The organism is Paenibacillus allorhizoplanae, from assembly GCF_927798215.1.
GTDB lineage: Bacteria > Bacillota > Bacilli > Paenibacillales > NBRC-103111 > Paenibacillus_E > Paenibacillus_E allorhizoplanae.
In genome coordinates this window covers 251,828-263,865 of the sequence record NZ_CAKMMW010000005.1, presented here as the reverse complement: position 1 = coordinate 263,865, position 12,038 = coordinate 251,828, and the positions used below count along the sequence as shown (strand labels likewise).

Here is a 12,038-nt window from a genome sequence, read left to right as displayed (position 1 = left end):
CGGATCACCTCATGGATTCATATTTAGAAGAAATATGACCCCATTCTATCAACTTCCTGTCCCAATTTATACCCACTATTTTATCGATTGCCTGTCATTTTTCAAGTAGCAGGTTGAATCATTTGTTCAGCGATGAACTGGACATCGGCGAGATCGACTTTGCCATCGTTATTGAGATCAGCCTTTTTCGCTCTTTCCCAATCTACTGAGCCCGCACTTGCCTGCATATCGTAGTAAGCCAACGCCAAGTCTCCGACATTCACGATCCCGTCTGCGTTAAGATCGGCCGGCTTCATCCTGACTAATATCGTAGCGAGTACGGTTGAATCCGAACCCTGAATCGCGCCAGTTAGTTGATACACGCCAAGATGATCATAATTCGTTGCAGGATTCGTCTCCCATTGAACAGGCACCTGGAGATACGAATGATCATCGTTATAAACTGCTCTTACTACCGATGGCAGCTCCGGCGCAGCATGTAACCACGAGGTGGCTAGCACCGGTTGAACGGTCATGGAAACAGGAGCCGTTTCTACGTCACCGATACGCGTGAATGTAATATCGTCAACGGATCCCCAATTGTCAGCCTTCCCATTCACTTCAAAACCAATCGTACAGCTACCGTTCGTTACCACGACGTTGATATGGGTAAGCTGTGGATTTTTCCAAGCTGCATAGCCCGTATTAATAAAGTCGGTTTGAATGGGGTTATCACCTTCAACCGTTGCGAAAATTCGGGAGGACACTTCCCCGCCGCCGCCCTGTGTAAAAGCAGACAGCAGATATCTCCCATCTTCCAAGCCTACGATTCGTTGTGATACCTTGAAATGGAAGGCCGAAGCTGACCAGTAGGCAGCAGAATGTGTCCCGCCAGACGTATGATTATCTTGACTTTTGATACTGACAGCCGAAGCCTGGTCACCTTCAATTAACCATGGAGATGCATCCGTGCCTTCGAAATCTCCGTCCAAAGCTAGATTCACGGGAGCTGGTAGAACTACCGCTATTGCCTGAGCGGGGCCAGCAAAAGGTAGACACCCCATCAATAACGCAGCCGCTAACACACCCGATTGAACTACTTGTTTCATTTGCATCATAGTAAACCTCCTCCTCCTTTAAGTTAAAAATGAAACAACCGATAAAGAATAACTGCCGCTTCTGCTCGAGTTGTGTATGCTTTAGGTACAATTCCCTGTCCATTGCCTTGAACGAGGCCTGTTTTGAGCAACGTTTCAATAGCTGCTTTCGCATAGCTCGACACGTCCATGTTGTCCGAGAATGTATCCAAGGTGCTAGTCTCATTACTCAAATCCAATCGATGCGCTTGGTGAAGTGCTCTTGCCGTAATAACCATCAGATCTTCTCTCGTTATATTTGCCTTTGGGTTAAAATGGTAGGTATCACTACCCTCGATAATGCCGAGTGCTTTGGCAATTCCTACCGCTTCAGAATAATAATCAGCAGTCGTCACATCTTGAAAACTATCCCCTGCATTCGCCGTGAGTCCTAAGGCTTTTACCAACATCACAATATAATCAGCTCGAGATACTTCTTGCTCCGGACTAAATGTATCCGATGATGTACCTGTAGTAACACCTTTGGAAGCTAGTGCTTCCACTGCTTTCTGTGCCCAAGCGAAGCCGGCCAAATCGCCGAACGTACGATTTACGTAAGCCACAGCATACGTACTGAAATGTGTCGTGGTAAATACAACGCTATGTGCTACAGCATCGTACTTCGCATTGGGTACAGCTATGGCTTGACCGTTCTCATCGACATACCAAATGACGATATGATCAAGATTTTTCAGTTCTTCCCCTGTTGGCTCGTAAGGAATCGTAACCATCACTGGGGCAGCCGGATTGTTCCAATGGAGTACTTCTGCGCCTGCTCTCAATTTCAAATCAATCACGGGCTTGCTGCCAATTTTCGCTTTCAATGCATCAGGTATCTGAGAAGGATCTAAGGAACCAATTGTCAAACTTATGGAATCCGACTCCTTACCACTCGTTGAGCTAAGCATGTTACTTGGCAATGATACCGTTCCTTGTGGGGTGATGACCTCCACTAACTGATTCTCTGCAGAGCCTTGTAAAGCTGCTCTAGGCAGCTCTTGCTCATAGGAGTTAGCGCCATCAACTTTGGGCAAAATTACCGATAATTTCTTATTTCCGTTAGCATCCGTTTTCGCCAATTCAACCATTTGCTTCCACACCTCAAGTGAGACGGATGCAACGGCCGTATGGCTGTCATTCAAAGAAGGCGTTTGTTTCAGGCTGGCAGCACCTTCTAAACTAAGTTCGATAGCAGGCACAGGATTTGGTTGAGCTGCTCCTGTACTTGGCATTTCCGTTGGTTGAGATGGAGTCTCTCCGATCTGTTTAATGTCTTCCGTAACCAACTTAACTTTCACCGAACCCAACGAAGCTGGCGTAATAATTCCACCTGCTGGTGCCGTACCCCATCCCGCAGAAGCTACCTCAACGACTCCCTCTGCCGCATTGGTTTCACCCTTCGCACGCAACGTAAGCGCGACAGAATTCGAATTCAATGACTTTCCGCCCAAATGGCCAAGAATGAGCCTTACAACCCCAGGTGAATGCGCATCCGTGGTTAGCAGCTGCACTGCTTGAGATGCGCTTTGTTCCGATATAAACTCAAACGCTTCCGAATCATAACGGATGACGAGATCCTCTGCAAAAATCGTATCTACTAATCCTCCGTTTCCAACGTTCACGCTAAAGATTGATCCCTTCGTAACTCGACTTGGCGCAGACAGTGTTTCAGTTGTGCGATCCGTATAGAACTCGAAATCATCCAAATTGCCCCAGTTACCGGATTTACCTTCGGCCTTTATCCCAATAGTCGCTGTACCATTCGGTTCTGTACCATGATCTGCTGTATTATTAGTAACCTCAATATTCATCAGAATCGGATGCTTCCATGCTAACCAGCCTGTATTCACAATGCTCTCAGACAATTCAGCACCGCCGTAGTCCTTGGCAAACAACTGCATGCTGCTTTCTCCCCCGCCGCCGTGTGACCAAGCTTTCAGGGTGTATTTCCCGTTAGCTAAACCAGTAATCGTTTGCGTAGCCGAAAATGGCATATCCTGCGGTAAGGAGTAGTGGAGTGCATAGGTACTGCCATCATGCGCATTTGCACTATCTGATACCACTTTAATTGCGTTGCTCCCCCCAGTGATCGTCCAATTGGCGTTGTTACCACTTTCAAATCCAGGATTGCTCACCAAGTTGGTAGAGCCCTGAACAGTAATTGTTCCAGTTGCTCTTAACGGAACACCCGCCACAGTGCCCTGAAGCTGAATCGTACCTGGATGCTGCAAGGCATCCTCTTCAAAGACATCCCACGTCACGGGTAAATCACGAACGGAATCATCCGTAAATTCAACCTGCACTTTACTTGGAAGCACCGGTGTACTACCAACCGTTACTTTAATTTGTTCCGGGTGTATCACTGTTGCCTCCGCAACAAAGAGCTCGCCGCTCGAGCTAGCCGAGACACGATTAAAGACATCCAACGATGGCAATGCATGACCGTTAAAATCAAACATCGCTTGATTTTCCCAACCGTTTCCCTCTCCAGCCTTCGAACTCCACTCCGCACCTTTCACTGGAATCCAATCGGGTTCCCAGTAAAACACTCCAAGTCCCTTCTGATTGGGAACCTGTGCGACAGCGTTCATTACATCATGTACCTCTTGTGCTTGACCTTGAACGGTCGCTTTATATCCGCCTAATTGTTCTTGACTAGGCCCGAAATTGTTCGAGAAATTGTCGCCATCCTTCAGCGTGTATGCATACGCATTCTCAGCTACAAGCACCTCTTTGCCATATCGCTTAGAAATGTCAACCATATTGGTTTGGAGATCCTCCAGTGGCCCATGCCAATAGGGATAGTACGAGAAGCCAATCACATCATAATCCACCTGACGCGAGGTCAATTGATCAAAATTCCGGCGAAACAGCTCATTGTTCCCACCATCGGCAAGATGAATCATAATTTTTGTGCGTAGCGCATTCGCATTGTTCGGATCATGGTCACGAACAGCTTGGACACCTTGTTTGATCAAATTCGCCCATCCCTCATAGCCGCCGCTTCCCGTAGTCTGTCCTTCTGGCCACACCATTCCAGTGTTCGTCTCATTCCCGATCTGTACCATTTCCGGCATTACGCCTTCATCTGTTAAGCTTTGAATTACATCCGCTGTATACGTGTACAACGCTTGTTGAAGCTGGACAGCGTTAAGCCCTTCCCAAGCCGCAGGCTTCGTTTGTTTAGAAGGATCTGCCCAGAAATCGCTATAATGGAAATCGAGCAGCACCTTAAGACCGAGCTCATGAGCTCTTTTGGCAATTTCAATCGTTCTCGCCTTATCGTTATTTCCACCGCCAAGCCCAATTCCATTCGCATCAACTGGATTATTCCAAACACGTAGTCTGACCCAGTTCACCCCATGGTCCTTTAGTATTTGGAGAGCCTCTTTCTCAATGCCCCCATCGTAAAATTTGCCCCCGCTGACTTCAATTTGCTTCAACATGGACACATCAGCGCCTTTAATGAAATCCGCAGACAAACCAGGGATTGGGTTAATGTGGATGTCACTCGAAGTCGTTGTAGCCGGCGAATCTGCCAGTACGGTTGGAGTTGCCGTAGGCAGTATTCCTGTGGTTAACATTGCAGCCATAGCGATTACTAAGCTTTTCTTCATCGTCTCAAATCCTCTCTCACGCTCTAATGTGAACGCTTTCTTTTCCCACTGCTACATCTTACCAACATCGGAATAGCAGCATAACCCGCAAAAATATCGATTACCTGTTCAATTTATAGACGCACAAAAAAACCGCCTCCTGCACCAGGAAGCGGTCTACACTTATTTTTTAGCGATAACAGGATCAGCTTGGCTTTGCATTTCAGCCACAATCTTATCGATACCTGCTTGCTTCAACTTATCTTTGAAGATTTGCAAACCATGCCCAGCATCGCTAGGATCAACTAAGCCGTAGAATAATGGTTTTCCATAAGTTTCCATTACATTACTGACAGCTGCTACTTCATTCTTCACTTTGGTATCATCAAACGTAAATGTTTCCAAAGGATGGTTAACCGTTACGGTTTTTTTCCAATTCTCCGTGAACTTTATCGTTTCTTCAGCTACAGTCGAATCCAGACGCTCATTCAATGAGTTCCAGCCCCACGGATCTGTACCAGATGGCGGGAAATCGGCCGAAGCTGGAAGAGGCTTGAATTGGTCTTTGCCTACTGGCTCATAGTGCTTGCCTTTGATACCGTAGTTCGTCAAATCATGAATCTCTGGGTCATAACGAAGAAGGTCAATCGCCATCAATGCGCGCTCATAGTTCTTGGAACCCGCGTGAATGGACATCCCATTGTTGATGAATGGATTGGATAGACGTTTCTTGTCTGCACTTAGATCGTATAACTCGACTTTCCAATCCGGATGCGTTGTTTGCATTTCGGATTTTGTGCGCAGCAGGGTACCTAGATTCCACTCAACTGAAGCTAATTTACCATCTTTGAAAGCTTGTGTTTTATCTACTTTATTGGCAATCGCATCACGGGACCAAGCACCCGTCTTTTGGGTATCGAACATTTTCTTAGAGAAAGTAGCGAATTCAGGTGTATCTACATAGTTGAACAGTTTGCCTGTTGCTTCAGTGACTTTATACACGATAGGCAGCTGCGGGACGACAAAGTTCCATTCGTTCGGCTGAATCAACTCTACCGAATTAAACTCACTTACCCCAATGCTTGGTTTGAAATCTTTTTCTTTCTCCGAGATTACTTTCAAGTAATTCACATAATCATCATACGTTTTCAGCTCAGGCAAATTATACTTCTGACGCAGATCACCACGAATACCAATCATATGATAGCTATATTCAAAATTGTTTTGAGGAATCATGTAAATTTTGCCGTTGATTTTCGCTTGCTCCCAAGCGACCTTCGGCTCTTCGGCCCATGTTTTTGGCGCGAATTTCTTGATCAGATCCTCGGTCAAAGGCATGAAACCATTCTTCGTAGCTTGTTGGGCATAGTAGGACCAAGTCGCGGAGAACACAAGATCGAAGTCTTCATTCGCAGCAAACATCAAGGGATATTTCTGTTGATATTCGCCCCAATCCAAGAAGCTAATGTCGAGAGTGGCATTAATCTTTTGCTTCATTAATTTATTGACTTCTCCGTATACCTCATCAAAAGCCTTCGGCTTGGAGCCTAACAGAACCGTTTTCAGCTTAACTTCCTTGCTTGTATCAATTCCCGTATTAGCAGCTGCAGTCGCGGAAGCGCTTGCTTGTGGAACTAATGACGAAGACGCACTTGGTGAAGGCGTAGCTTCTTTGGTGCTGCAAGCTGTCAGTACAGTTCCCATTGCAAATAAGGATGCCAGACTGAGTGTGGCTAATTTTTTCGTGTTTGCCATGTTATTCTCCCCTTATAAATGATAGATAAGTTATGATAAACCGGGAAATGGAATTCCCGGGGCTACCCTTTTTTAACCTTTTACAGCTCCAACCGTTAAGCCTTGAACGAAATAACGCTGTACGAACGGATACAAGAAAATGATCGGTCCTGTGACTAGAATGGCTAAGGCCATCTTCAAACTCTCGCCAGGCAAGTCTGTTACCTGCATACCGGTAATCGCCATAACTTTGCGAATCCCTTCGAGATTTCCTAACATTTTATAGAGTAAATATTGCAGGGTGTACAGTTTCTCATTCTGCACAAACAGCAACGAGTTAAACCAATCGTTCCAATAATTCAACGCGGTGAACAAGCCAATGGTAGCTAGTCCGGGCTTCGCTAAAGGGATAATCAATCGCACGAAGATCGTGAAATCCCCTGCTCCATCGATTTTCGCTGACTCAGTAATCGCATCCGGGATGCTGCGCAGAAACGTTCGTAAGATGATGATATAGAACACATTTAACAATGGTGGGACAAGCAAAGCCCAGAAGGTATTCTTCATGTGTAAATAGTTAACCATTAAGATATACCAAGGTACAAGTCCACCGTTAAACAGCGTCGTAAAGTAGAAGAAGAACGAAAATCCGCTGCGCCATTCAAAATCCTGACGCTGCAGCACATACGCTGCCATCGCGGAGATGAATAATCCCACAACTGTACCTGTTACCGTCAATGCAATAGTAAGCAAATATGAGCTCACGAATTGCTCAGGATGCTTAAGCGCAAACGTGTAGGCATCCCACGAAAATTCCTTCGGCCATAAGCGGAACCCATCGCTAGTAATCGATGACTCACTTGTTAATGATCCGCTAATGATGAGCAAGAAAGGAATCAAGCAAGCCAAACATATCACTGCTATAAAGACATAGCCAACCGTATCCAAGATGCGTTGATCGATTTGACTCTTTTTCACACTAGTCGTACTCATAGTTCCACCTCGCAAGTTGCTGTAAGTTTAGAATAACGCATTATCTTTATCTGATTTACGTACTAGGAAATTCGTCACCATAATTGTGACAAAACACAGAATTGACTGATAGAACCCGATTGCAGATGACATGCCGATTTCATTGTTAACCAACAGAGAGCGATACACGTAAGTGTCAATGACATCTGTCGTTTCATACAGTAGGCCGTTATTACCCACCAGCTGGTAGAACAGTCCGAAATCGCCACGGAAAATGCCGCCAATTGCCAAAAGTACAAGAATCGTAATCGTTGGTCGGAGTGATGGTAACGTGATGTATCGAATGCGCTGGAACACGTTAGCACCATCGATTTCCGCTGCTTCATAAGTCTCACGATCAATGCTTAGAATGGAGGCCATGTAGAACACAGCACCATACCCCACTGCTTTCCATGCCGAGAAGAAAACCAAGATATATTTCCAATACTCCGTCGTTGTATAGATATCTAATTCAGGAATGTGCAACGCACGCAGCAGCGTATTTACCGTTCCATGCTCGTAGTTAAACAAATTGTAAGCAACCGCTCCTACGACCACCCAGGATAAAAAGTAGGGTAAAAACATGACCGTCTGCGCTGTTTTACGAAACAGCTTGGACCCGATTTCCGCCATGAAGATGGCGACAATAATTTGTAAACCATTATTAATAAGAATGAATGCCGCATTGTAGAGCAGCGTGTTCCTGGTTACTCGGAAGGCATCTCCTGTCAGAAAGAAGAACTTAAAGTTGTCCAAACCTACCCAAGGCGACCCCATAATTCCTAAATCATAGCGATACTGCTTGAATGCCAACACAATGCCTGCCATCGGTACATAGCTGAAAAGCAAGAAGTAAAGTACTGCCGGCGCAATCATGAATAACAGCGCTTTCTTGGATCTCATGCGATACAGGAGTCCTGTTCTCATCTCTATCCTTTCCCCCATCCGTTTCTAGTTGTCTCTCTCCTGTATCTAAATTAACAGGTTACTCGGAACATGATAACCCGACAAAATATCGATTCCCTGTAACTTTTGCAGATAACCCCGCTAGCTAGTGGTATTGCATGTAAATATGAGATAATCTATAGCTACATCTAAGGGGGGTTGCCCGTCATGAAACTTCTATTTGTAGAAGATGAGAAATTCACGCGCGAAGGCGTACTCAAATCCGTCAGTTGGGGGCGCCTTGGCATCACCGAACTCCAAGAAGCAGTAGACGGTCTGGATGCTGTTGCTATTGCGGAACAGTTCAAGCCGGACATCGTGCTCACCGACATTCGCATGCCGCGGATGGATGGCATCGAGCTTGCCTTTCATCTTCGCCGCAAATACCCGCAATGCAAAATCGTCTTTATGAGCGGCTATGCCGACAAAGAATATTTGAAAGCCGCGATAACGTTGAAAGCGGTTAGTTATGTAGAGAAACCAATTGATGTGGAAGAATTAGAAGATGCCCTGCGGGGTGCGATTGATATCGTATTGGAAGAACAGCGCCATGTTGCCAATGATACGGTAGCCAAAGAAAACAAGAGTTATATGAAGCAAGAAGCCGCTTTACAGCTGATTCGCGGCGGTTACGATGAGGACATGCTGCATAGTCGCTTATTTGCAGCTGATTTCACAGCTGTCATGCAAGCACCCGCAGCAACGGCCGTCATCAAACTGATTTCACCTGGATCGCAGAAAGAAACGCTGGGACATTTAATTGATGAAGCGCTTGCTAACAGTGAGCAGCCCTATTTGTACGCTTGGAAAGATGATTATCACGCGATCATTCACTTCTTTTCGCAGCAGCATGATGGTGTCGAGATCAGCCATGTTCAACATCTGTGCTACGAGCTATCAACCGCCTTGAAGCGGGAGTACGGTTTATTTTCCATCGCTGCGGGCAAAATTGTCCCTTCCGCCTATAAGCTGCAGGAGTCCTATACGAGTGCTGTGCTCCGCTTACAGGAGTCGTTCTTTCACAAACCGTGCTCCCTCATTTTGCATGATAATACGGGAAGTGATGCGCAATCGCTGCATTATGTAACGCAGCCTGAACAACACGTTCGCTTCACGGAAGCGTTGTCTGAAGAGCATTTCGCTGACGCCGATCAGATGCTCGCAACGATAACCGCGGATATTCGCCAACATCCAGGCACGCTGATTGTTAGTGTGAAAGAGCTCTACTACCGCTTCATTCTGGAAATGGATAAATTTGCACAAAGTCGGAACATCACCCTCTTCGATACCTCTGAGGAAAATGATGTGGCTTGGAAGCTGATTCTGGAATGTCATTATTTGGACGATATCCACCGAGTTACCGCCATGAAGCTAGACGAATTGAGAAAAGCTATTCAAGATCGCTCGAGCGGTGGCATGTCTTCGACAAGCTCCCGAATCGTACGTTTCATACATCTGCATTACGCTGACGACGATCTTTCCGTGCAGGATGTAAGTGATCATATGCAGATGACGGCTTCTCATCTTATTTCGATCTTTAAAGATGCTACTGGGAAAACGATCAAGCAATATGTGACCGAATATCGGATGGAAAAAGCGAAAGAGCTGCTACGCAACAACCGACTGAAAGTACTCGATGTCGCTTCGCAAGTGGGCTTCAAGGACGGGGAACATTTCGCCAAAATATTCCGCAAATCCACGGGCATGACGCCTTCCGAGTATCGGGAGCGATGCCAATCATGATCTTCTCTTTCATTCAAATTCTGCGCAAATGGCTGTACAATACGAAGCTGCGTCATAAGATTATGTACACCTATTTGCTTCTGATCATGCTTCCACTCGGCTTCTATCAGTTCATTGCTTCCGAGAAAATGTCCGATATCATCATCAATCATGTCACCTATTCGGCTAAACAAGGCTTTGATCAGACGTATTCCTTTCTGAATTATCGCGTCCAACGGATTGCAGAGACAACGAATATTCTGGTTTCCAACTCCGCCATCTCGGACATTCTGATGGATAACAACGTAACCAGTGATATCAATCGTGAGCTGCAGGAATACGCTAATCTTAAGAAGCTGCTGCGCTCTATGCAGGATAGCCTTGATATTTCACGTGTCATCCTTTACGTGCCTAGTGCTTTTATTTTCGCCAATGAGACTGAGAATTTCTTATCACTTAATGAAACGAAGGACAGTCCTTGTTTCAACCGGTTAAATGATTTGCATGCCAAATATTTGTGGTGCTCAGCCCCAGAACTTGGGCAGAATGCTACCCGTGACAATTCTTCGCTCTACGTAGTCCGTAGTATATTGGATCCGAACAATTATGCCATTCCCATCGGTCAATTACGCGTTGATGTACAAGCGGAAACGATTCGTTCCATGCTGAGTAAGGCGAATGTGGTCAGAAACAGTACGACCTTCTTGGTCGATCAGAATCAACAAATCGTCCTATCCTCGGATCCGTCAGTGACCACGCTAGTCAATTTGCCTGATACGCTAGATGATGCAGTCTCCACTACTTGGCAAACGAATAACAATTACTATTTGTTCCGGCAACTGCCTTCCAATTGGGGGATGGTCACCGTCATACCACTGCATGAGGTTGTGCAGCAAAGTCACCAATTGCGCAATGATTTGTTGGTTATTTTGCTCATCGTGACGGTCATCGCCTACTTGTTAGCCTACCTCTTCTCCTTCTCCGTCACACGGCGTATCACGCAATTGACTAGCCGCTTACGGGACGTGCAGAATGGAAATCTCATCGCGCTCGCTCAGACACAGGGTAGAGATGAAATCGGTGAGCTGATCCAAACGTATAATTACATGATCGAACAAATAAGCTCGATGAATAAGGAGCATTACCGGCTGGGACAAGAGGTCAAAAACGCCGAATTAAAAGCACTGCAATCGCAGATCAATCCACATTTTCTCTATAATACATTGGATCTCATTAACTGGATGGCCGACAGCGGGTTGAACACGGACATTAAGAAGGTGGTCAAGGCTCTCGCTCGTTTCTACAAAGTCAGCCTCAGCAGCGGCAAAGACATTATCACCTTGCGTGAAGAGCTGCAGCATGTTTCGTTCTATGTGCAGATTCAGAATATTCGTTTTGAAAATAAAATTGATTTCCAGATTGACGTACCTGAAGAGCTGCTCAGCCATCCGATTCCGAAAATCACCCTGCAGCCCCTTGTTGAGAATGCCATTCTTCATGGGATATTAGGTCGAACACAGCGCGAAGGCAGCATCTCGATCAGGGCCTATCTGGAAGATCTTACGATGCACCTCCTCATCAAGGATGACGGTGTGGGCATGAGTCCCAACCTCATCGAAGATATGATGGCGGGCATTAGTCGAAGTCGGATCGGTGGCAGCAGCTTCGGCGTTAAGAATGTTGGCGAACGTATTCGCCACTATTTCGGTGAGCCTGCGAAGCTCATTTATCGAAGTGTCCCGGGAGTTGGGACCGAGGTTGAGATTACGTTCCCATTTACCGAAGAGGAAGAATAAGATGTCTGTAGGTGCGGAACATAGGGACGCTATTTACTTGTTTACTCAAATTTCGCAACGATACGGAACATATGTACGCTAAGAAAAAGCCAGCGGATACCAACCCGCTGGCTTTTTCT

7 protein-coding genes are annotated in these 12,038 nt (G+C 46.0%); 2 read left to right on the top strand and 5 right to left on the bottom strand.

Annotated features, from left to right (window positions below; genetic code table 11):
* Positions 1-101: 101 nt before the first annotated feature.
* The 5 genes from L6I86_RS12010 to L6I86_RS11990 all read right to left on the bottom strand — a co-directional run bounded on the left by L6I86_RS12010 (position 102) and on the right by L6I86_RS11990 (position 8,383).
* Positions 102-1,094, bottom strand: a complete 993-nt coding sequence (locus tag L6I86_RS12010) for an Ig-like domain-containing protein (protein ID WP_236287340.1) — start codon at positions 1,092-1,094, stop codon at positions 102-104.
* A 26-nt stretch (positions 1,095-1,120) separates the two neighbouring features.
* Positions 1,121-4,732 (bottom strand): glycosyl hydrolase 53 family protein, encoded by a 3,612-nt coding sequence (locus tag L6I86_RS12005; protein ID WP_236287338.1) that lies wholly within the window; start codon positions 4,730-4,732, stop codon positions 1,121-1,123.
* 162 nt (positions 4,733-4,894) lie between these two features.
* The gene (locus L6I86_RS12000) at positions 4,895-6,466 is read right to left on the bottom strand and encodes an ABC transporter substrate-binding protein (protein ID WP_236287336.1); all 1,572 of its coding nucleotides are present in this window, start codon (positions 6,464-6,466) and stop codon (positions 4,895-4,897) included.
* 72 nt (positions 6,467-6,538) lie between these two features.
* Complete coding sequence (locus L6I86_RS11995; RefSeq protein WP_056625360.1) at positions 6,539-7,438, bottom strand: carbohydrate ABC transporter permease; 900 nt, start codon at positions 7,436-7,438, stop codon at positions 6,539-6,541.
* Positions 7,439-7,465: 27 nt separating this feature from the next.
* Positions 7,466-8,383: an ABC transporter permease gene (locus L6I86_RS11990; protein ID WP_057315568.1), complete on the bottom strand. Its 918-nt coding sequence runs from the start codon at positions 8,381-8,383 to the stop codon at positions 7,466-7,468.
* A 186-nt stretch (positions 8,384-8,569) separates the two neighbouring features.
* Here L6I86_RS11990 and L6I86_RS11985 point away from each other — a divergent pair, with 186 nt between their 5' ends.
* Positions 8,570-10,144 (top strand): response regulator, encoded by a 1,575-nt coding sequence (locus tag L6I86_RS11985; RefSeq protein WP_236287334.1) that lies wholly within the window; start codon positions 8,570-8,572, stop codon positions 10,142-10,144.
* Positions 10,141-11,919 carry a cache domain-containing sensor histidine kinase gene (locus L6I86_RS11980; protein ID WP_236287332.1) on the top strand — a complete coding sequence of 593 codons (1,779 nt, stop codon included), beginning with the start codon at positions 10,141-10,143 and terminating at the stop codon, positions 11,917-11,919. Before L6I86_RS11985 ends, L6I86_RS11980 begins: the two co-directional genes overlap by 4 nt.
* Positions 11,920-12,038 lie beyond the last annotated feature (119 nt).